16 protein-coding genes, 1 tRNA gene and 1 pseudogene are annotated in these 22,902 nt (G+C 65.9%); 15 read left to right on the top strand and 3 right to left on the bottom strand.

Annotation, left to right across the window (positions count from 1 at the left end; genetic code table 11):
- The first annotated feature begins 8 nt into the window (after window positions 1-8).
- From OF829_RS10695 to OF829_RS10645, 11 genes are all read left to right on the top strand, one after another.
- Complete coding sequence (locus tag OF829_RS10695) at window positions 9-1,217, top strand: hydrolase (protein WP_264940000.1); 1,209 nt, start codon at window positions 9-11, stop codon at window positions 1,215-1,217.
- Entirely contained in the window at window positions 1,214-2,224 is a 1,011-nt protein-coding gene (locus OF829_RS10690) for an arginine N-succinyltransferase (RefSeq protein ID WP_264939999.1), read from the top strand. The genes OF829_RS10695 and OF829_RS10690 overlap by 4 nt, the downstream gene beginning before the upstream one ends.
- Entirely contained in the window at window positions 2,211-3,467 is a 1,257-nt protein-coding gene (locus OF829_RS10685; RefSeq protein WP_264939998.1) for an N-succinylarginine dihydrolase, read from the top strand. The genes OF829_RS10690 and OF829_RS10685 overlap by 14 nt, the downstream gene beginning before the upstream one ends.
- A 66-nt stretch (window positions 3,468-3,533) precedes the next feature.
- The gene (locus tag OF829_RS10680; protein WP_264939997.1) at window positions 3,534-3,746 is read left to right on the top strand and encodes a hypothetical protein; all 213 of its coding nucleotides are present in this window, start codon (window positions 3,534-3,536) and stop codon (window positions 3,744-3,746) included.
- 88 nt (window positions 3,747-3,834) lie between these two features.
- Window positions 3,835-5,136 (top strand): sensor histidine kinase, encoded by a 1,302-nt coding sequence (locus tag OF829_RS10675; RefSeq protein ID WP_264939996.1) that lies wholly within the window; start codon window positions 3,835-3,837, stop codon window positions 5,134-5,136.
- Window positions 5,137-5,201: 65 nt separating this feature from the next.
- Window positions 5,202-5,432 (top strand): hypothetical protein, encoded by a 231-nt coding sequence (locus OF829_RS10670; RefSeq protein ID WP_264939995.1) that lies wholly within the window; start codon window positions 5,202-5,204, stop codon window positions 5,430-5,432.
- A gap of 66 nt (window positions 5,433-5,498) precedes the next feature.
- Entirely contained in the window at window positions 5,499-7,094 is a 1,596-nt protein-coding gene (locus OF829_RS10665; protein ID WP_264939993.1) for a pectate lyase, read from the top strand.
- Window positions 7,095-7,126: 32 nt separating this feature from the next.
- The gene (locus tag OF829_RS10660) at window positions 7,127-10,642 is read left to right on the top strand and encodes a hydantoinase B/oxoprolinase family protein (RefSeq protein WP_264939992.1); all 3,516 of its coding nucleotides are present in this window, start codon (window positions 7,127-7,129) and stop codon (window positions 10,640-10,642) included.
- Entirely contained in the window at window positions 10,642-11,313 is a 672-nt protein-coding gene (locus OF829_RS10655; protein ID WP_264939991.1) for a DUF969 domain-containing protein, read from the top strand. Before OF829_RS10660 ends, OF829_RS10655 begins: the two co-directional genes overlap by 1 nt.
- Window positions 11,310-12,260 carry a DUF979 domain-containing protein gene (locus OF829_RS10650; protein WP_264939990.1) on the top strand — a complete coding sequence of 317 codons (951 nt, stop codon included), beginning with the start codon at window positions 11,310-11,312 and terminating at the stop codon, window positions 12,258-12,260. The genes OF829_RS10655 and OF829_RS10650 overlap by 4 nt, the downstream gene beginning before the upstream one ends.
- Window positions 12,261-13,244 (top strand): DUF2891 domain-containing protein, encoded by a 984-nt coding sequence (locus tag OF829_RS10645; protein WP_264939989.1) that lies wholly within the window; start codon window positions 12,261-12,263, stop codon window positions 13,242-13,244.
- A 107-nt stretch (window positions 13,245-13,351) separates the two neighbouring features.
- Here OF829_RS10645 and OF829_RS10640 read toward each other — a convergent pair.
- Window positions 13,352-13,612: pseudogene (locus OF829_RS10640) on the bottom strand (TrbC/VirB2 family protein); the annotation flags it as partial.
- 298 nt (window positions 13,613-13,910) lie between these two features.
- Between OF829_RS10640 and OF829_RS10635 the strand changes: the two are divergent.
- From OF829_RS10635 to OF829_RS10625, 3 genes are all read left to right on the top strand, one after another.
- Window positions 13,911-14,153 carry a hypothetical protein gene (locus tag OF829_RS10635; RefSeq protein ID WP_264939988.1) on the top strand — a complete coding sequence of 81 codons (243 nt, stop codon included), beginning with the start codon at window positions 13,911-13,913 and terminating at the stop codon, window positions 14,151-14,153.
- Between the two features lie 49 nt (window positions 14,154-14,202).
- Entirely contained in the window at window positions 14,203-18,363 is a 4,161-nt protein-coding gene (locus OF829_RS10630) for an RHS repeat-associated core domain-containing protein (protein ID WP_264939986.1), read from the top strand.
- Between the two features lie 525 nt (window positions 18,364-18,888).
- Window positions 18,889-19,563, top strand: a complete 675-nt coding sequence (locus OF829_RS10625) for a transposase (protein ID WP_264939985.1) — start codon at window positions 18,889-18,891, stop codon at window positions 19,561-19,563.
- A gap of 271 nt (window positions 19,564-19,834) precedes the next feature.
- Here the strand turns inward: OF829_RS10625 and OF829_RS10620 are convergent.
- A tRNA-Arg gene (locus OF829_RS10620) sits at window positions 19,835-19,911 on the bottom strand.
- A 116-nt stretch (window positions 19,912-20,027) separates the two neighbouring features.
- On the opposite strand from OF829_RS10620, the gene OF829_RS10615 reads away from it, so the two are divergent.
- On the top strand, window positions 20,028-20,528 hold the full coding sequence (locus OF829_RS10615; RefSeq protein WP_264939983.1) for a hypothetical protein: 501 nt from the start codon (window positions 20,028-20,030) through the stop codon (window positions 20,526-20,528).
- Here the strand turns inward: OF829_RS10615 and OF829_RS10610 are convergent.
- Entirely contained in the window at window positions 20,515-22,851 is a 2,337-nt protein-coding gene (locus OF829_RS10610; RefSeq protein WP_264939982.1) for a fused MFS/spermidine synthase, read from the bottom strand. The genes OF829_RS10615 and OF829_RS10610 overlap by 14 nt on opposite strands.
- Window positions 22,852-22,902: the final 51 nt, after the last annotated feature.

The following is a 22,902-nucleotide window of genomic DNA, read 5'->3' as shown; positions in this document are numbered from 1 at the left end:
ACCCCTTCATGACCTCGCTTTCCCCGATCGAAGCCGATGCGGTCGCCCGCATCACCACCGCACCGATCCTTGCGCGGACCGAGGCGTGGGTCGCGGTGAACAGCGGCACGCGCAATCTGGCGGGGCTCGGCACCATGGCCGGGATGCTGGCGGACAGTTTCTCGGTGCTGCCGGGACATCTGGCGCTGATCGATCCGGCGCCGGTGGAGACGGTGACCGGTGCGGGCGAGGTGCAGATGCTGGCGCATGGCAAGCACCTCCATCTCGCGGTGCGGCCCGAGGCGCCGGTGCAGATCCTGCTGACCGGGCATATGGATACGGTCTATCCCGCCGATCATCCGTTCCAGACGGGCGTCTGGCTGGAAGACGGGGCGTGGAACGCCCCCGGCGCGGCCGATATGAAGGGCGGACTGTCGCTGATGCTCGCGGCGCTGGAGGCCGTGGAGGCGAGCCCGCTCGCCTCGCAGATCGGCTATGAGGTGCTGATCAATTCGGACGAGGAGACGGGCAGCTTCTCCTCCGCGGCGCTGATCGCGGGTGCGGCGCAGGGCAAGGCGGCGGCCCTCACCTATGAGCCTGCCTTGCCCGACGGCACGCTGGCGGGCGCGCGGGGCGGGACGGGCAATTTCTCGATCGTCGTGCACGGCCGGAGCGCGCATGCCGGGCGCAATCCCGAGGAGGGGCGCAACGCCATCGTTGCCGCCGCCGACCTGGCATTGCGGCTCGCCGAGGCGCGCGCGCCGGGGCTCGCGGTCAATCCCGCGCGGATCGAGGGCGGCGGGCCCAACAATGTCGTTCCCGACCTCGCGATCCTGCGGGTCAATTTCCGGCCCAGGGATGCCGAGGCGATCGCGAAGGCGCAGGTCGCGATCGATCAGGCGATCGCGGTGGTCGCGGTGAAGCACGATGTGCGCATCCACCTCCATGGCAGCTTCAACCGGCCGCCCAAGCCGCTCGATGCCGGTGCCGAGAAGCTGTTCAACCTCGTCAAGCAGGCCGGCGCCGATCTGGGCCTCCCGATCGCGTGGAAGGCGACCGGGGGCGTGTGCGACGGCAACAATATCGCGGCGTGCGGGGTGCCGGTGGTCGATACGATGGGTGCGCGCGGCGGCGCGATCCATTCGTCGGACGAGTTTCTGATCGCCGAAAGCCTGCCCGAGCGCGCGGCGCTCTCGGCCTTGACCATCCTCCGCATCGCGCAGAAGGGCGGGTTATGAGCTTCCGCATCCGCGCCGCGCGCGACACCGATCTTCAGCATCTCTATGAAATGGCAAAGCTAACCGGCGGGGGTTTCACCAATCTCCAGCCCGAGAAGAAAGTGCTGCGCGCCAAGCTCGACCGCAGCCGCGCCGCCTTTGCCCGCGAGGAGGACGCGCATCAGGAAGAGCTGTTCGTCCTGATGCTCGAAAACGCCGCGACGGGCGAGGTGCGCGGCACCTGCCAGATCTTTACCTCGGTCGGCGAGCGCGTGCCCTTCTATTCCTACGCGCGCAGCACCGAGACGACGCGCAGCGAGATGCTCGACAAGACCTTCCACCTCGAAACGCTGACCATGGTGAGCGACCTGAAGGGCAGCAGCGAGGTCGGCGGCCTCTTCCTCCATCCCGGCGAGCGCGCCGGCGGGCTCGGGATGCTGCTCGCGCGCAGCCGCTACCTGTTCATCGCCCGCCACCGCGCGCGCTTCGCCGACCGCATCCTGGCGGAACTGCGCGGGGTAATCGACGAGGGCGGCGGATCGCCCTTCTGGGACGGGATCGCGGGACGCTTCTTCGGGATGAACTTCCAGGAGGCCGATGCCTTCAACGCCGCCAATGGCTATCAGTTCATCGCCGATCTGATGCCGCGCCATCCGATCTATGTCTCGATGCTGCCCGAAAGTGCGCGCCAGGTGATCGGCCTGCCCCACCCCTCGGGGCGCGCGGCGATGCGGATGCTCGAGAATGAGGGGTTCGCCTGGGAAGACTATATCGACATTTTCGACGGCGGTCCGACCATGACCGCGCGCACCGACCAAGTGAAGGCGATCCGCGAGGCGACGGCGGCGACGGTGGTGGCCATCGAGGATGGCGGTGAGGCAGCGTTAGTCTCGACGGGACGGCTTGCGGCGTTTTTGTGCGCGCAGGGGCGCGTATCGGTACGCGAGGGCGGCGTGGCGATCGATGCGATCTGCGCCGAAACCCTGGGCGTGGGCGTGGGCGACGAGGTAATGCATGTCGCGCGTTGAAATCAATTTCGACGGCATCATCGGCCCCAGCCATAATTATGCGGGCCTGAGCCCGGGCAACCTCGCCGCGATGAAAAACCGCGGGGCCGTCGCTTATCCCAGGGCCGCGGCGCTGCAGGGCATCGCCAAGATGCGCGCCAATATCGCGCTGGGGCTGGCACAGGGCATCCTGGTGCCGCATGCCCGGCCGGATCATCGCTGGCTGGCGCAGCTCGGCCTCACCTATGCCGAGGCGCAGCCGCACCTCCAGGCACAGGCGCTGAGCGCCTCGGCGATGTGGGCAGCCAATGCCGCGACCGTCTCGCCCGCGCCGGATACCGCAGACGGCATCTGCCACCTTTCCCCCGCCAATCTCGTCACCATGGCGCATCGCAGCCACGAATGGCCCGAAACGCTGGCGCAGCTCCGCCTCGCCTTCGCGAACCCGGCCTTTGCGGTGCACGAGCCTGTCCCCGCCCCCTTCGGCGACGAAGGCGCCGCCAATCACATGCGCCTGTGCGCCGCGCATGACGCGCCCGGCGTGGAAGTGTTTGTCTATGGCGTGTCGGGCGGTCCCTTCCCTGCCCGTCAGCACCGCGAGGCGAGCGCCTCGGTCGCGCGGCATCACCGGCTCGATGCGGCGCGGACCCTGTTCGTCCAGCAATCCGAGGAGGCGATCGCCGCGGGCGCCTTCCACAATGACGTGGTCGCGGTCGCGAACGAGCGGGTGCTGTTCGCGCACGAACTGGCCTTTGCCGACAAGGGCGCGTTCTACGCCGATCTCCGCCGCGCCTTCCCCGAAGTCGAGATCGTCGAGGTGCCCGATGCCGAGGTGCCCCTGACCGATGCGATCACCTCCTATCTGTTCAACGCCCAGCTGGTGACGCTCCCGGGCGGGGAAATGGCACTGGTGGTGCCCGAGGAAGCTCGCGAGACGCCCAGCGTGTGGCGCTGGCTAGAGGCGCATGTCGCAGGCAACGGGCCGATCCGCCGGCTGGAAGTGGTGGATGTCCGCCAGTCGATGGCCAATGGCGGCGGCCCCGCATGCCTGCGCCTGCGCGTCGTCGCCGATCCCGCGACGATCGACCCCCGCTTCCTCGTCGGCCACGCCAAGCTCGACCGGATCGCCGCGGTGATCGAGGCGCATTGGCCCGAACGCATCGGCCAGGACGAGATCGCCGATCCCCCGCTCATCGCCCGCATCGAAGCCGCACGCCGCGCGCTTCTCGAAACCCTCGGCATTGTCGAATTAATTGACAGGTAACCATAAGCGTTAACATGGGAATCGCGGTTTTCCGGGGTTGGCCCGGCGCTTGCTTTACATTCGCGCATGATCCGCCGCATCTCTCGCCTGTTCGTGATCAAGTCCAAGTTCGAGGCTTTCCTCGTCATCTACGGGCTTGGCACCGGGGCGGTGGAGCGGGGGGTCCATTATCTCGATCGCTTCCCGGGCATCGGCGGGTGGATGCTGTTCATGCTCTGCCCGATCGCGGTGTTCATGGCGGGGGTCAAAATTCTGGATAGTTTCGATGTCGGGGGTTGAAGCGCGATTGTGCGGCATGAGCGGGCGGGCTAGTCACCGCGCGGCCATGCCTGCGGGCGGAGGATTTTAAGTGCGGCTTTTCCCCGGAATGTTCCTTCCCCTGGCCGGCCAGGCGCTGCTCGCGGCGGCGGTGCCCGGCGGGCTGCTCGTGTGGAACATGCATATGGGCCAGGAGATCCAGCTCGCCCAGCGCGACCGCGAACGGCTCGAGGCCTTTGCCGACGCCGCGTCGGTCGCGGCCACCGCGGGCAAACCGCTCGACCAGCTCGTTCCCGAGCTCGATCTGCGCGATCCGCAGCGCCTGGGGGGGCGTGTCCAGCTCGTCCGGCCCGATGGCGCGCCGATCTCCGGACCGACCAGCACCGAACCGCCCCGTGCCGAGCGTCCCGTGAAGGTCGGCGGGCAGACCGTCGCGCTCGCGCGGATCGTGCGCGAACCCAACCTCACCGACGACGATCGCCGCTATCTCGCCGCGCAATATCTGGGCATCGGCGCGATTATCACCGGGCTGTTCGTGCTGTTGCTGGTGACCGCCTATGAATTTGCGCGCCGCTGGTCCAAGCCGCAGCAGGAGCTGTACCGGCTGAGCCGCGAGGTGGTGCATGGCGATCACGACATCGATTTCGACGAGCGGGGGCCGAGCGAAGTCGTCGCGACGATGCGCAACCTGCGCCGCATCGCCAGCCAGTTCAGCCGCCTCGAAACCGCGCGCCGCACCTGGCTGGTGTCGATCGCCGACGAACTCAAGCGCCCGACCGCGAGCCTCAGCACGCATCTCGACGCGCTCGCCGCCGCGCAGATCCCGATCGATGCCGAGCTGACCGCGGGCCTCGAGGACGATCAGCGCCGCCTGAGCCAGATGGCCGAGGATCTGAGCGCGGTCGCGCTTGCCGATCTCGGCCGGCTGCCGGTCAACTTCAACCAGGTCGATCCGCGCGCGCTGATCCACAATGCGATCCACGATCATTCGAAGCGCGCCCTGGCGAACGGCGTCCGGCTCGAGACGAGCACGCTGCCGGGCTACACGATCCTGGTGAAATGGGACGGCGCGCGGATCGAGCAATTGTTCGGCGCACTGATCGAGAACAGCCTGCGCTACACGCCCAGGGGCGGGCAGATCGTGCTCGGCCTGGAAAGCTCGCGCGACGCGTGGCGGCTGATCATCGACGACAGCGCGCCGGGGATCGACGTGATGCTGGCGCAGCGGCTGTTCGAGCCCTTTTTCCGCTCGTCGGACCGGCCCGAGGATTCAGCCGCCGCTTCCGGCCTGGGCCTCGCCACCGCGCGCGCGATCGTCGAGGCGCATCACGGACGGATCGAGGCGAGCCGCTCGCCGATCGGCGGGCTGCGCGTCACCGTTATTTTGCCGACCGAACCGCCGCGCGCGTGAGGCACGTGGAACTTCTCGGCCTCTCGCGCGTCCCGCTGCCGGAATAGCGCGGCAACGGAGAAATCATGGGCGGACACGTGTTCGATTCGACCGAGACGCTGATCGCGACCGCCGTTGCCGCGGTCGCGTTGCTCATCGCGCTGTTCGCGGGCGGAAAGCCGGCAGACCTTGGCCGAATGGGCTGGCAGATCTGGGTGGTGGGTGGACTTGCGCTGCTCGGGCTGATCTTCGTCCTCAGCCAATCGCTCGACACGATGAACGCCCGGGCCTGCGCCGCCCGATATACCAGATGCTGATTCTGCTACCGGTGTCATAAGCCTTTTGCTACACCCCCGGCCAAACGGGTCTGGAGAGGTGGCGCTATGCGTAAGGCGGTGATCGTGGCGTGGCGTCTGGCAATGGCTGCGCTGGTGGCGATGGCGCTCATCGCCCCCGCCCAGGCCGCCGACTCGCAGCCCAGCCGCGGCAAGATGCTCGACACGATGAAGCGCGCGACGCGGTTCATGGTCGAGAAGGTCGCCTATAATGGCGGCTATGTCTGGTCCTACCTCCCCGATATGTCGCGCCGCTGGGGCGAGATGGAGGCCTACCCCACAATGGTGTGGGTCCAGCCGCCGGGCACCGCGACGATGGGGCATTTGTTCCTCGATGCGTACCACGCCACCGGCGACCCCTATTATTACGACGCCGCCGAGCAGGCCGCGTCCGCGCTGATCGCGGGCCAGATGGACAATGGCGGCTGGAATTACTTCATCGATTTCGGCGGCGAGGCCTCGAAGACGCAATGGTATGCCACGATCGGCAGGAATGCGTGGCGGCTCGAGGAATTCCAGCACGACTGGGGCAACGCCACCTTCGACGATGCCGGTACGTCGGAATCGATGCAGTTCCTGCTGCGCCTCTATGTCGAGAAGCATGATCCCAAATATCTGCCGCCGCTCAAGAAAGCGCTGAACTTCGTCCTCGACAGCCAATATCCGATCGGCGGCTGGCCCCAGCGCTGGCCGGTCCGCCACGCGTTCGAGGGCGATTATACCGGCTACATCACCTTCAACGACGATGTCGCCGGGGAGAATATCCGCTTCCTGATCTACGTCTATCAGGTCCTCGGCGGCGATGCCCGGGTGTACGACGCGATTGTCCGCGCGATGAACGTCTATCTGGTGACCCAGCAGGGCCAGCCCCAGCCGGGCTGGGCGCTGCAATATACGCTCGACCTCAAACCCGCCGCGGCCCGCAGCTACGAGCCGCTGGGCCTGGCGACACACACTACCGCATCGAACATCCGCCAGCTCTTCTGGTTCTACCGGCTGACCGGCGACACCAAGTTCCTCGCGCGCATCCCGGAGGCGCTCGACTGGCTCGAGTCGGTGCGGTTGCCCGATAATCTGATCAAGGGCGGGCGAGCCTATCCGACCTTTGTCGAGCTCGGCACGGGCAAGTTCCTGTGGCTGCACCGCCGCGGATCGAATGTGTTCAACGGCGAATATTATGCGGACACCAATCCCGACGGGCTGATCACCCATTACAGTTCGACCCGCGCGATCGATGTCGCGGGCATGCGCCGCGAATATGCGGCGCTGCGCGCGACCGACCCGGCCGAGATCGCCAAGGATACGCCACTCCGCCCCGGCCGCGCCCACCCGCTGCCGCGCTATTTCCTGATCGACGAGGCCGCAACCTCGGACCTCAACACCGCGGACGGCAAGCGCAATCCGGATGTTTTGGTACGCACGCTCAACCCGCAAGGCTGGTGGCCGACCGAGCTGCGCGCAACCAGCAATCCCTATACCGGCGACGGACCGCGCACGCCGGTGCCGGGCAATTTCACCGGCACCCGCGTCGGCGATCCCAGCGACACCTCGCCCTACATCACCGACAAGCCGGTGATCGGGATTTCGACCGGCACGTACATCGACAATATGAAGGTGCTGATCGGACGCGTTTCGCAGCCTTGACCTGAGAGCTTGCCCCCCGCATCGCTCAGCCGATGGGCAGCTGGCATTTCTGGGTCGATCGCGGCGGGACCTTCACCGATGTCGTCGCGCGGACGCCCGATGGCGGCATGGTGACCGCCAAGCTGCTCTCCGAGGACCCGGAGCGCTATGACGACGCCGCGGTGGCGGCGATCCGGATGCTCACCGGCTGCCCGGAGGGGCCCTTGCCCCCCGCCGAAATCCGCATCGGCACCACCATCGCGACCAACGCGCTGCTCGAGCGCACGGGCGAGCCCGTATTGCTGGCGATCACCCGCGGCTTTCGCGACGCGCTGGTGATCGGGACGCAGGACCGGCCGGATATCTTCGCGCGCCACATCGTCCGGCCGCCGCCGCTCCATGCGGAGGTCGCCGAGATCGACGAGCGGGTGAGTCATGAGGGCAAAGTCTTGCACCCGCTCGATCTCGACGCCGCCCGCGTTGCGTTCATCGATGCGCATGCGCGGGGTCTGCGCGCGGTCGCGATCGTGCTGATGCACGGCTACCGCCACACCGCGCACGAAGCGGCGCTGGCAGCGCTGGCGCGCGAGATCGGCTTCACCCAGGTTTCGGTCAGCCATGAGGTCGGCGCGCTGATCAAGCTGGTCGGGCGCGGGGATACCAGCGTGGTCGATGCCTATCTGTCACCGGTGCTGCGCCGCTATGTCGAGGGGCTGGAGACCGCGCTGGAGGGCAAGACGCCCCTGTTCATGCAGAGCAATGGCGGGCTGGCGCCGGGGCGCGGATTTCGCGGCAAGGATGCGATCCTGTCGGGTCCGGCGGGCGGGATCGTCGGCATGGCCGAGACCGCAAAACGGGCAGGGTTCGACCGCGTCATCGGCTTCGACATGGGCGGCACCTCGACCGACGTGTCGCTCTATGCCGGCCAGTATGAGCGCGACAATGAGACGATCGTCGCGGGCGCGCGCATCCGCGCGCCGATGCTGCGGATCCATACCGTGGCGGCGGGGGGCGGATCGGTTTGCCGATTCGATGGCGGGCGGCTGCTGGTCGGCCCGGCCTCGGCGGGCGCGGTACCCGGGCCAGCCTGTTACCGGCGCGGCGGACCGCTGACCGTCACCGACTGCAACGTCGCGCTCGGCAAGGTGCAGCCGGACTTCTTCCCGAGGGTATTCGGAGCGGAGGGAAACCAGCCGCTCGACCGCGAGGCATCGCTGGCGCGGCTGGGCGAGGTGGCGGCGCAGGCCGGGCTTTCGCCCGAAGCCTGTGCCGAGGGGCTGGTCGCCATCGCGGTCGCGAACATGGCCAATGCGATCAAGTCGGTCTCGATCGCCCGCGGGCATGACGTCACCCGCTTTACCCTCGCCAGCTTCGGCGGCGCGGGCGGGCAACATGCCTGCCTGGTGGCGGACGCGCTCGGGATCGAGACGGTGATGATCCACCCGCTCGCGGGCGTGCTCTCGGCCTATGGCATCGGCATCGCCGCGCGGCGCGAGGTGCGCGAGCGGACGGTGGAGCTGCCGCTCGACGATCCCGGCCTGGGCGCGATCGCGGACGCGCTGGGGCTGGAGGCGCTCGATGCGCTGGGCGAGAATGCGCGACTGGAGATGACCGCGCACCTGCGCACCCAGGGCAGCGATTCCCCCATCGAAGTTCCGCTAGGCGATCCCGAGGCGATGCACGCAGCCTTCGCCGCTGCCTATCGCCAGCGCTTCGGCTATTCGGCAACGAGCGCACTGATCGTCGATATGCTCCGCGCCGAGGCGATTGCCGATGCCGGCGCGGCGCTCGCCCTCCCCGCTCCACCGGCGACTAGCGCGCCGCCGGTCGCGACGGTCGAGACCTTCATGGGCGGCGCACACCACGCCACGCCGGTATATGACCGCGCCGGGCTGGCCGAGGGGGCGGATATCGCGGGCCCGGCGCTGATCACCGATCCCGTCGCCACCACCGTGATCGAACCCGGCTGGCGTGCCACCATCGACGGCGAGGGCAGCATCCTCCTCACCCGCGCCGTACCCCGGGCGACCGCGGCGCTTGGCACCGAGCTCGATCCGGTGCGGCTGGAAATCTTCTCCGGCCTATTCATGGCGATTGCCGAAGAGATGGGCGCGGCGCTCCGCCACAGTGCCTCCTCGGTCAACATCCGCGAACGCCTCGATTTCTCCTGCGCGGTGTTCGATGCCGAGGGCAACCTCATCGCCAATGCGCCGCACATCCCGGTGCATCTGGGATCGATGGGCGAGAGCATCCGCACGATCCTCACCCGCCGCACGAGCGACGGGCGCGGCATCCGCGAGGGCGATGTCTACGCGCTCAACGCGCCCTATGATGGCGGCACCCATCTGCCCGACATCACCGTGATCCAGCCGGTGTTCGTGGGTGGCACGCTCGCCTTCTTCACCGCCGCGCGGGGGCATCATGCCGATGTGGGCGGGATCAGTCCGGGGTCGATGCCGCCGAACAGCAGGGATATCCGCGAAGAGGGCATCATCTTCGACAATGTCCTGCTGGTCGAGGATGGCGAGCTGCTGGAGACGGAAACGCGCGCGCTGCTCGCCTCGGAACCCTATCCCGCGCGCAATATCGATATGAACATCGCCGATCTCGCCGCCCAGATCGCCGCCTGCGCGCGCGGGGCCGAGGGGCTGCGGAGCACGTCCGACGATTACGGGGTCGCGGTGATCCAGGCCTATATGCGCTACGTCCAGGACCATGCCGAACAAGCGGTCGCCCGGCTGATCCCTCGCCTGACCTCGGGCAGCTTCGCCTATGAGATGGATAGCGGCGCGGTGATCCGGGTGGCGGTGACCGTAGGAGACGGCGCCCTCACCTTCGATTTCACCGGCACCAGCGCGCAGCAGCCCGACAATTTCAACGCGCCCCTCGCGGTGGTCCGCGCCGCCGTCCTCTACGTCATGCGCACGCTGATCGACGCGCCGGTGCCCCTCAACGACGGCTTCCTGCGCGCGGTGACGATCATCGTGCCCGAGGGCTGCATGCTCAACCCGCGCTATCCCGCGGCAGTGGTTGCCGGAAATGTCGAGACGAGTCAGGTTGTCACCGACGCGCTGTTCGGCGCGCTGGGGGCATTGGCGGGGTCGCAGGGCACGATGAACAACTTCACCTTCGGCAATGCCCGCCACCAATATTATGAGACGATCGCGGGCGGATCGGGCGCTGGCCGGGGTTTCGACGGTACCGCTGCGGTGCAGACCCATATGACCAATAGCCGGTTGACCGATCCCGAAGTGCTGGAGGCGCGCTTCCCCGTGCTGGTCGAGGAATTTGCGATCCGTCGGGGCTCCGGCGGGCAAGGCACATGGCATGGCGGCGATGGCGCGGTGCGGCGGATCCGTTTTCGCGAGGCGATGACCGCCGGCATCCTCTCGAACCGCCGCCGGGTGCCGCCCTTCGGACTGGCGGGCGGCGACAGCGGTGCACCGGGCGTCAACCGGATCGAGCGCGGGGACGGTAGTGTCGAGACGCTTTCCGCCACCGCCTCGGCCGAAATGGCGCCGGGCGATGTCTTCGTGATCGAAACCCCCGGCGGCGGAGGCTTTGGCTGATGCACTATCTCCCCCTGCTCGGTATCTTGGTCGTCGTCGCGGGCTTCGCGCTGCGGCTGAACCCGATGCTGGTAGTCACCGTCTCGGCCTATGTCACCGGGTTGCTGGCGGGGATGGACCCGATCGAGGTCACCAGGGCATTCGGCAAGGCGTTCAACGACAACCGGATCATCGCGATCGTCTGGATCGTGCTCCCCGCGATCGGGATGCTCGAGCGCTATGGGCTCCAGCAGCGCGCCCGCGCGGTGATCCTCGGCTTCCGCAACGCAACGGTGGGCAGGCTGCTGCTGCTCTATCTGGTCTACCGCCAGATCACCGCCGCGATCGGGCTGCATTCGACTGCGGGCCACCCCCAGACCGTCCGCCCGCTGGTCGCCCCGATGGCGCTCGCAGCCGCCGAGAAGCAGCATGGCGAGCTCGACGAAGCCACCGCCGAACAGGTCAAGGCAATGGCCGCCGCGACCGACAATATCGGGCTGTTCTTCGGCGAGGACATCTTCTTCGCGATCGGATCGATCGTGCTGATCCAGGCGACACTCGCCACCTACAAGATCGACCTCACCCCGCTCGAACTCGCGGTCTGGGCGATCCCGACCGCGCTCGCCGCCTTCCTGATCCACGGGGCCCGCCTGCTCCTGCTCGACCGCAAGCTCGGGAGGAAGCCGCGATGATAACGCTCGAATGGCTCTACGCCCTCGCCGGCGCGATGTTCGCGGCCTTCGCGCTGCTGGGCGCGGTGGACCGAACCAATGCCAAGCGGCTCGGCAATGCCGGCTTCTGGGGCCTGATGGCGCTGAGCCTGCTCGGCGGTTCGTATCTCGGCGACCTGGGCAATGGCGTGCTGGTCCTGGGCCTAGCGGGACTCGCCGGGTTCGGCTTTGTCGGCCGCGGCAATCCGCCGACGACCAGCGACGATGACCGCGAGGCGTTCAGCGCGAGGCTCGGCAACAAGATCTTCCTCCCCGCGCTGATCATCCCGCTGACCGCGCTGATCGGGACTTTGCTCTACAACTACTCTCCGCTGGGCCAATCGGGGCTCTTCCAGCCCAAGCGCGAGACCTACATATTGCTCGGCCTCGGCGTGCTGCTCGCGCTGATCGTCATCTATGCCTGGCTCAGGCCCCCCGCGATCGCGCCGCTGCAGGAAGGCCGCCGTCTGATCGATGCGATCGGCTGGGCCGCGGTGCTGCCTCAGATGCTCGCCGCGCTCGGCGTGGTGTTCGCGGCGGCGGGGGTCGGCACGATCATCGGCGACACCACCAGGGCGCTGATCCCCGAGGGCAGCATCTTCCTGACGGTCATGGTGTTCGCGCTGGGCATGGCGCTGTTCACGATGATCATGGGCAACGCCTTCGCCGCCTTCCCGGTGATGGCCGCGGCGATCGGGGTGCCGCTGCTGATCCACGGCTATGGCGGGAATCCGGCCGCAGTGGGCGCGATCGGGATGCTCGCGGGCTTTTGCGGGACGTTGATGACCCCCATGGCGGCCAATTTCAACCTCGTGCCCGCTGCCCTATTGGAGCTCAAGGACCGCAACGGCGTGATCAAGGCGCAGATCTTCACGGCCCTGCCCCTGCTCCTCGTAAATATCTGTCTTCTCTACTTTTTGGCGTTTTAGATGACCACGGTCACCTTTGAATTGGCCAGCCGCTTCGCCCGGCTGACGCTCGGCCATCTCGAACAGCAATATCCCTACAAGATGGATCACGTCCTCGGCGGCCCCGAGGATGCGCGTCCGCCGATCCACTTCCACCCGATCTTCCATGGCAGCTTCGATTGGCACAGCTGCGTCCATGGCTGGTGGCAGGTGATGACGCTGCTCCGCCGCCATCCCCGCCTCCCCGAGGCGAGCGCGATTCGCGCCAAAGCGGACCGGATGCTGACCGCGGAAAAGGCGGCCGGCGAACTGGCCTATCTCTCGCGGCCCTACGCCACGGGCTTCGAGCGGCCCTATGGCTGGGGCTGGCTGCTCTCGCTCCATGGCGAGCTCGCGCGCCACGAGGCGCCCTGGGCTACAGCCCTCGAGCCCCTCGCCCGCGCCTTCGCCGCGCGCTTCCGCGACTATTTGCCCAGGCTCACCTATCCGATCCGCGTCGGCACGCATTTCAACACCAGCTTCGCGCTGATCCATGCGCGCGGCTGGGCGTTGGAGCACGAACCCGAACTGGCGGCGCTGATCGACGCCCGCGCCCGTGACTGGTTCGGGCAAGACCGCGATTGCCAGGCCTGGGAGCCCGGCGGCGACGAATTCCTCTCCTCCGCGCTCACCGAGGCGCTGCTGATGAGCCGCGTCCTGCCCTCGTCCGAATTCGCCGCCTGGTTCGACGCCTTCCTCCCCCGCGCCGCGCAGGGAGAGCCCGCCACGCTCTTCAACCCCGCCACCGTCTCGGACCGCAGCGACGGCAAGATCGCGCATCTCGACGGCGTCAATCTCAGCCGGGCCTGGTGCTGGCGCGCACTGGCCAAGGCGCTGGATCGCCCTGCGCTGGCAGAGGCCGCGGACGTCCATATCGCCGCCAGCCTCGGCCATATCGACGATCATTATATGGGCACCCACTGGCTCGCCAGCTTCGCGCTGCTCGCGCTGCTTGAGGCGGGCTAACGCTGCGGCGGCAGCGACGCGCCGGCATAGGGATCGCGCGGCGGCTGCGGCGGGATCACGACGGGCGGCGCTTGCGCGATCGGCAGGGCTGGCGCCTCGGCTCCACCCCCTGACGCTGCCGACTGGATCCCCGCGACAATGCTCGACGCGCCGAACAGGATGAAGCAGCCGCCGATCACGGTCGCACCATATCGGATATTCACCCGCCCGGTCAGCATCAAGAACCCGACCGACGCCACCGCGAGAATCCCGACGGTCAGCGCGACCGTGCCAAGTAACGTATCCTGCAGCCAATGCATTGCTGCGACGAGCGGGCTCGACCCGAGCGGATCGGACAAAGATCCGGAAATTGATATCGTCACAATCATGAAATCAAATTGCCATGACACAGCGCACGCCGCTTCCCCCAATTGACCGTTAGCGCTGCGGACACCGTCAGTTCCTGTGGATAACTCCGAATCGGAGATTGACCGCATCCGTATTTTACGAGAGTTTGTCCACAGGTCGCAGCCTATATAAGCCGGCGGACGCAACCAGCGCCAAGCCGGAATTTCCCGAAAAGTCCGATAGATAACTGCCGATTCCGCAGCATTTGCGTTGTTGGATTTGGATTGTTCTTATTATGTTCCGTCGGAAGAGACCGCCGGGACTGGAGGGGATTGGGGCATGGACAAGGGCATACGTCAGATTGGTTGGCTGCTCGTGATCGCGGCCGGAACCGGGGGCCTCGCGATGGCCGCCTCCGCGCCTGCCGAAATGGGCAATGAGACGATCACCTACACCTATGACGCGCGCGGGCAGCTGACCAATGTCAGCCACGCAGGGAGCGTCAACAACAACGTCCAGACCAACTACACCTACGACAAGGCCAATAATCGCGGGACGGTGAACGTCACCGGCGCGCCCTGACACGCAGCACGCGATTCCTGATCAGCACGCATTTCGGAAGGGGAATTCCATGAGCAATCCTGGTAAAGGCCGCGTGCGCGGCCGCATGATGCGCCGCGTCGCGCTTTCGCTGACGACGATCCTCGCGGCCGGTTTCGTCGCGCCGGCGATGGCGCAGCAGAGCCCGCACCCGAACCTCGATTCCAACGGGGTCGATCTGACCACCGGCAAGTTCGATCCTCATCTGCCGATCGCTGCGGTCGGCTCAGGCCAAGCCAGACTGCCGCTGATTATCAGTGACGGCCAGCGTGACAATTGGTCCGACATCGCGCTCTACCAGACCGTGTCGGGCGGCGTGACCAGCTACTCCGTATATCTCGGCCAAGCGTACGACAATTTCACGAGTGCAAGCGCCAACTCGACGCGCGGGACCAACGCCACGCTGACCAGCGACGGGCTCGGGGGTCTGATCTATCGCACGAGCGATGGAATGGAGATCCTGTTTAACAGTCCGATCGCCACTCAGGGCGGCGATTCGAATCTTTGCGACGAGAATAATTCGAACAATTGCTGGCTGCTCGCCTCGACCGCTACCGGCAAGGCCGGGATGGAGGTCACCTTTGAATGGGATCTGCTCAGCGACTGCGTCGATGTTCCCTTTCCCGATCCGGACCGCGACTGTGTCCATCAGTGGCGGCTTAACAATGTCAGCAATGGCGCCGGCTATTCGATCAACTGGACCTATGCGTCGGCCAGTTCGGGTCCGAACTGGTATCGCCGCACGAGCGCAGCGCTGAAGAACGCCGCCACCACGGTAAGTACGGTCAGCTACGCTAATCCCTCGACTGGCATCTATACGGTCACCGCACCCGGCGGCAGCACGTACCGCTTCACGGGCGGCAACAATGGCGGCTCGGCAGTGACCGGGCTTCGCCGTCCGAGCGCGGGCAGCGACACGATGACCGTCAGCTCCTCGAGCGGCTATGTCAGCTCGGTCACCCGCGATGGCATCACGACCAATTACAGCTATTCGGTATCGGGCTCGACGGGCACGATGGTGGTGACCGACGCGCAATCGCACAGCACCACGATCGTTTCGGACCGCAACAAGTTCCGCCCCACCTCGGTCACCGACGCGCTCTCGCGCACCACCAGCTACGCCTATGACAGCGTCGGCCGGATCACCGAGATCACCTTCCCCGAGGGGAACAAGATCCAGTACACCTATGACAGCCGCGGCAATGTGACCGAGACGCGGCTCAAGCCCAAATCGGGGTCGGGCCTGTCCGATATCGTCATGACGGGAAGCTATCCGTCGAGCTGCTCGACGCCTTCGTGCAACGACCCTGATTCGACGACCGACGCGCTCGGCAACGTCACGAACTACAGCTATGACGGCACCACCGGCCTGCTGACCGCCGCCACCGCGCCGGCCGCGACCGGCGGGGCCAAGCGGCCCGAGGTGCGCCATAGCTACACCACCACTTCGGGCATCGCGCTGCTGACCGGCGTCTCGGCCTGCCAGACCGGCGCGACGTCCGATTCCCCGAGCTGCGTCGGCACCGCGGACGAGGTGAAGAGTACCGTCGCCTATGACGGCAATCTCAATACCACCAGCGTGACGACCGCCGCGGGCGATTCGAGCCTGAGTGCGGTGACCGCCTTTACCTATAGCGCCGCGGGTGATGTGCTCACGGTCGATGGCCCGCTCTCGGGCACCTCCGACACCACCACCTATCGCTACGACGCCGATCGCCGGCTGATCGGAATCATCTCGCCCGATCCCGATGGCGGCGGCTCGCTCAAGCGGCGCGCCGAGAAGCGCACCTATGATGCCGACGGCAATCTGACGGTGGTCGAGATCGGCACCGTCAACGGCACCACCGACACCGACTGGGCAGCCTTCGCCTCGGCGCAGCAGGTCACCGCCACCTACGACGCCAACGGGTTCAAGACCAAGGAAGTGCTGACCGCGAGCAGCACCACCTATCAGGTGACGCAATACAGCTATGACGCGGTCGGCCGCCTCGAATGCGTCGCACAGCGCATGAATCCCTCGACCTGGTCGTCGCTGCCCTCTTCGGCGTGCACGCAGGCGACGACGGGATCGTCGGGGCCCGACCAGATCACCAAATATACCTATGACGCGGTCGGGCAGGTCACCAAGGTCCAGACCGGCTATGGCGTGAGCGGTGTCCAGGCCGACGAGGTGACCACCACCTATACCAACAACGGCCTGGCCGCGACGATCACCGATGCCGAGGGCAACAAGACCACGGCGGAATATGACGGCTTCGACCGTCAGGTGAAGCTCCGCTATCCCTCCAGCACCAAGGGAGCGGGGACCAGCTCCACGACCGACTATCAGGAACTGACCTACAATGCCGGCAGCCTCGTCACGAACCGGCGCCTGCGCGACGGCACGTCGATCGCCTATAGCTATGACTATCTCGGTCGGCTGACGACCAAGAACCTGCCGGGCAGCGAGCCCGACGTCACCTACACCTATGATCTGCTCGGCCGGATGACCGGCGCCAGCAGCTCCACCGCCGCGCTGACCTTCGGCTACGACGCGCTCGGGCGCAACACGAGCCAGGGCACGCCGCTCGGCACCGTTTCCTATCAGTATGACCTGTCGGGCCGGCGCACGCGGATGACCTGGCCCGACAGCTTCTACATCGACTATGATTATCAGGTCACCGGCGAGGTCACCGCGGTCCGTGCCAACGGCGCGACCTCGGGCCTCGATGTGCTCGCCAGCTACGCCTATGACGATCTTGGCCGCCGCACGACCCTCACCCGCGGCAACGGGACGGTCACGACCTATAGCTTCGACAATGCGTCGCGGCTGGCGTCGCTGTCGCACAATCTCGACGGGTCGGGCACGACCTATGACAGCACCACCAGCTTCAGCTACACCCCGGCGAACCAGATCGCGAGCCTGACGCGCACCAATGATCAGTTCGCGTTCGGCGGCCACGCCAATGTCGCGCGCAGCTATACCTCGAACGGTCTCAACCAGCTCACCGCCTCGGGCGGCACCAGCCTGGGCTATGATTCGCGCGGCAACATCACCAGCTCGGGGAGCGACAGCTACAGCTACAGCTCGGAGAACCTGCTGACGGGTTCGACGGTCTCGAGCGTGAGCGCCAGCTATGAATATGATCCGATGCTGCGGCTATACCGCATCAATGCCAGCCCGGACCTCAAATATCTCTATGACGGTGGCGAGACGATCGCCTCGTACAACAGCAGCGGGACGCTGGTGAAGCGCTTCGTCTACGGTCCCGGCACCGACGAGATCGTCGCCGATTATAACAGCGCGACCGCTTACCCCGTCTTCACCATCGCCGATGAGCGCGGCTCGATCGTCGCGCGCTCCAGCCGCCTTGCCGTGACCAGTCTGGTCACCAGCTATGACGAATATGGCATTCCTTCGAACAACGGCTCGGCCGGGCGGAACCAATATACCGGCCAGGCGTGGATCCCGTCGCTCGGCATGTATTACTACAAGGCCCGCATCTACTCGCCGACGCTGGGGCGGTTCCTGCAGACCGATCCGATCGGGTATGGGGACGGGATGAACATGTATGCTTATGTGCGGAATGACCCGGTCAATTTTTCGGACCCTCTTGGAAGGTGTCGCGATGGCCAATTAGAAATGCTGATACCTGCTCCGGAGAATCCAGCAGAGGGAGAGGAGATACGCGTTACAGGACCGACAAAATTCTGCGTCGATATGCCAATCCCCGGTGTTGGCGGCGCGGATTGGGCTAGCCGGGAAATCGGAGGAGGAGAAGACCCGACGGGACCTTGCCGCTCGGTGCTTAGCCAAGAGGGGCTGACTTGGATTAGCTTTGTCGATGGCTCGCTTATCCCAGGCTACGGGGGCTCAGGTGCCGTTGGTGTATTTCTCAATCTGAAGACGGGCAGTCGAGGTTTTTTTGCTACCGGTGGGTTCGGTTTCGGGTTGGAGGCTGGCGCAAGTATTAAGGGAGGATTTTATAGACGAACCGCCGATTTATTTGGCTTCAATGCTAACATCGGACTATCTGCTGGGGAGTGGAGCTTCTCTGTAAACTTTGACAAGGACCTAAATTTAGTAGGCGGGGCCATGGGCCCCGCCATAAAAGTTGGCGTTAAGCTCCCGATCAGGGCTCCGAAACGCGGGGGCTCAACAACAGTTTCCAAAACAATAATATTCTGGTGCGTTGACGGAACTTCACAATGAGAAGAAATCTTGCAATATTGGCATTTTTACTGATATTAGGTATTCTTGCCCTCATACCTAGGACGGATAATCGGTCCAATTTGAGTCGCGTTGCGGGATGCTATCGCGGCCCAGCATGGATATTGTCTCCTACTATCGATGTTCGCAATGATGGCAAACTGTACTTCAACAGAGGTTCTGTAAATGTATCAACGACATTCGACAATATTGGATGGTCACTCCGGACGGATAGAAACCTTGTAATAATGAGTCAGAGTAATTCATTCATATCGACTAACAATGACTCTCCGAAACTCTTGCGTATTACCGAGGATTACGGCGGATTATATATTTTTGATACTAACGGAAATACGATCTTGTTTAGTAGAGTGAAATGCAACGGATTAAAGTGACAGCGAATTAGAATTAAGGATTACTAAGGATTACTGAATGACAGGATTACGGTGACAGGGATTACGGTGACAGGGGATTACGGTGACAGTGCACTAATTTGACTCGCCCCACGGCGCGGCGTAGCCTTTCCCCATGGCTCGCCTCGCCCGCGCGGTCTTTCCCGGCCTCCCTCATCATGTCACCCAGCGTGGCAACGGTCGGACGCAGACCTTCTTCTGCGACGAAGACTATGCCCTTTATCGCGACCTGCTCGCCGAACATTGCCTCGCCGCGGGCGTCGATATTTGGGCCTGGGTCCTCATGCCGAACCACGTCCACCTCGTCCTTGTCCCCAGCGACGCCGACGGCATCCGGCGGGCATTGGCAGCCGTTCACCGACGCTATGCCGGCCACATCCATGCCCGCCTCAGACGAACCGGGCATTTCTGGCAGGGCCGCTTCGGCTGCGTCGCGATGGATGAGACCCATCTCGGCGCCGCGCTGCGCTATGTCGCGCTCAATCCGGTGCGGGCACGATTGGTCGATCGGGCGGCGGACTGGGCATGGTCGAGCGCCCGAGTCCATCTTGGCGAACACGAGGATGGCGTTACCGATCCCGAGCCGGTCCGCACGCGTTATCCCGACTTTGCGGCGCTGCTCGCTGCCGGCGAAGACGCGGAGCTTTCGATGCGGCTGCGTAAGGCCGAAAGCATCGGCCGCCCTTTGGGCGATGCCAGCTTCATCACCGGACTGGAGGCCACTAGCGGTCGAAAGCTCGAAGCGGCCCGGAGGGGGCGGAAACGTGGAATTAGTGCACTGTCACCGTAATCCTGTCACCGTAATCCCACCGTAATCCTGGGCGGTCGCTCCGGCCGCTCTTGGACCTGGCGATCCTCACAGGGCAAACCCGGCGCACGCCTGGCACCGTGCCGCGAAAAACATGCCGGGCAGTGTCAAGTTCGTGTCAACTTTCACATTCTGGGACGGCTCGGATCCGAGTGTTACAGAGTCGCCGACCTGAACTTCCGCAGCCCCGCCCGCGCGGAGCCGATCCCCGCAACCGGCGTTGCAGGCCCATGGCTCAAGCGATGTGGGAAAATGGCGCACCCGGAACGATTCGAACGTCCGACCCTCAGATTCGTAGTCTGATGCTCTATCCAGCTGAGCTACGGGTGCGCGGGAGTTGGGCTGTTAGACGCGTCTCTTCGGGAGCGCAACCCCGTTCCGCAACCTTTTCCGGGGTTTCTGAAGCCCGTTGCGCCGCTAGCCCCCTCGGCATAGAGCAGGCTGCGATGCGTCGCTTCGCCCTTCCCCTGCTTGCGCTGATCCTGCCGCTGGCGGGGTGCGTGCAGAGCGACAGCAAATATCCCTCGCTCCTGCCCCGCCCGGCCGAATCGCAGGGCACCGCCGAGCCCGATCGCCCCGTCCCCGTAGCCGCTGCCGATCCGGCGCTCGACAAGCGGATCGCCGAACTCTCCGCCACGCTCGACAGTGCGCAAAAGGCCTTCGCCAAGGCCGCGCAGGATGCCGAGGCCAGGATCGCGGTCGCGCGTGGGCTGCCCGAGGGATCGGAGCCGTGGCTCGACGCACAGGTGGCGCTGGGCGCGCTCGATGCGGTGCGCGGGCAGACCACCGATGTGGTCGAGGCGCTCGAGGCGCTCGCGATCGAGCGCGGCCGGACGGGCATGCCACCCTACCCCGCGCTCAGCGCCGCGATCGCGCGCGCCAATGCGCTCGCCGCGGATCAGGCCAAGCGGATCAAGCTGCTCGAGAGCGCCCTCACCAGCCCATAAGCGAATCTAGGGGCGTCCGCGCCCGGCGAAGCACCGGCACGATCGAGGCATAATCGTCGGTCCAACCCGCAAAACCCGGCTTGGGCTTCAGGGGAATCCAGTTGGTGTCGCGGCTCACGATCCGGTCGAACATCGCCTTGTCGTGCGAAAGCACGATCCAGTCCGACGCGCTCTCCCAATCGGGCACCTCGCTGCGGACGGCGGTCTTGCCCTCCCGGGTCCGGCTGGCGATGAAGGTCGTGGTCGGGTTGTAATGGAGCATCGCCGCGTGCCAGCCGCCGCGCGCCGCCGCCCCTGCCACCACCGGATCGAGCGCCATGTAGCGGTTCGAGATATGGACGAGCAGCAGCCCGTTGGGCGCGAGCACGCGGGCGTAGGTCTGGAAGGCCTCGGCGGTCATCAGGTGCATCGGCACCGCGTCCGAGGAGAAGGCGTCGAGCGCGAGCAGGTCGAGGCTGCCGGGAGGCTGCTCGGCAAGGCGGAGGCGGGCGTCGCCGATCACGATGTCGGCATCCGGCAGGCACAGTTTCAGGAAGGCGAACTTGCCCGAATCGCGCGCGATGCTGACCACGGCGGGGTCGATCTCGAAAATCTTCCAATGCTGGCCCGGCCTGGCGTAGCAGCTGAGCGTTCCCGAACCGAGCCCGACCACGCCGATCCGCGCGCCCTCCCCGAACAGCTCGGGCGCGGCGAGCATCGCCTGGCCGACGCCCGATCCGTTGACATAGTAGGTGGTTGGCTGGCGCGGATCGGCCTTGAGCTCGACGCCGTGGAGCGTGGTGCCATGGGTGAGCACGCGGCGCGTGGGCGTATCGCTGACGGTGTAGACGCCGAAATAGCTCCGCGTCCGCGCGCCATCCATCGACATCAGGATCGCGCGATAGCCGCCGAAGATGAAGATCGCCCCCGCCAGCGTGATCACGAACCCCCAGCGCGTCCCCACCGCGACCAGCCCGACCAGGGCCACCGCCATGAAGGCGAGATTGGCCTGCTTGGCGCCGAACCATGCGCCAACCTCGGGTCCAAACCAGGCGTAGACCCGCTGGTAGACATCGTCGCTAAGCCCGGCGAACGCGATCAGCGTCACGACCAGCGCGAGCGAAAGGATCCTGATCCGCACCCATTGCGCGTCGCCCTGCCACAATTTGCCGATCACGGGGACGAGGTATGTCTGCGGCACCAGCGCGCCGGCGGCGAGGATCAGCAGCGGATATTCATAGGTCCAGTCGAACAGGATCGGCGCGATCAGCCCCGAAAACATGCCGCCCAGCGCCCCGCCGACCGACATGGCGAGGTAGAAGCCCGTCAGCCGGTCGGGCTCGGGCCGGTTGGCATACATATGCGCATGGAGCGAGACCGAGACGAGGAACAGCAGCGCCAGTGCGATGAAGGCGTTGAGATAGGCATAGTCCTGGTTGCCCGCGATCAGCGTCGCACCGAACATGATCAGCGTGACCGGGGTGATCTTGGCGAGCGCGCTCACGACCGTCTGATTGCCCGAAAAGGCGACGCTGAAGCTCAGCAGATAGAGGCCGAGGGGCAGCACCCACAGCATCGGCACCGCGACGATATCGGTGGTGAGGAAGGTCGTGGTCGCGAGCATCAGCCCCGATGGGACGAAGGCGAGCAGCACCCAATAGCCGACGCGATGCCAGCCCGGGGCGGGGCTGTGATGCTGGACATGCGGCGTATCGTCGTCCGCGGCGCGCCTGGGCAACAGCAGCGCGCAGGCCGCGACCGCGAGGAAGACGAAGGCATAGCCGCCGGTCCACAGCCAACTCTGGGCCTTGAGCGCCATATTGGGCTCGACCAGCAAGGGATAGGTGAGCAGGCCGCCAAAGCTGCCGATGTTCGAGGCGGCGTAGAGCGCGTATGGGTCGCGGCCATGGGTGGCGACGCTGTACCAGCGCTGGAGCAGCGGCGCCTGCGCGGCGATGGCGAAGAAGAGCGGGCCGATCGAGGCCCCCAGCAGCCAGGGCACCCAGATCGCGGGTTGGGCGTCGGCGGGCAGGTTCATCGCGATCAGCCCGATGGGAAGCCAGAGCGCCGCGACGGCGAGCACGCCGAGATGGATCCAGGCCTGTTGCCTGACCGGCACCCGGCCCAGCCAGTGCGCATAGGCGTAACCGCCCAGCAGCAGCGCCTGATAGACCAGCATCGCCGAGTTCCACACCGCTGGCGCGCCGCCCAGCTTGGGCAATGCCATCCGCGCCACCATCGGCTGAACGAGGAACAGCAGGAAGGATCCGGCGAGGATCGCGACGACGAACAGCTTGTGCGTGATCGCCGGGGGTCCCCCGGCCTCGTCCGCCGCCTGCGTCATTCTGTCCCTCCCCAACCCTGCTCCCGGTCTAGCGGGAGCGGCTTGCCCTGC

It is taken from the genome of Sphingomonas caeni, assembly GCF_026013415.1.
Classification (GTDB): domain Bacteria; phylum Pseudomonadota; class Alphaproteobacteria; order Sphingomonadales; family Sphingomonadaceae; genus Sphingomonas; species Sphingomonas caeni.
This window is presented reverse-complemented; position numbering and strand designations above follow the sequence as displayed.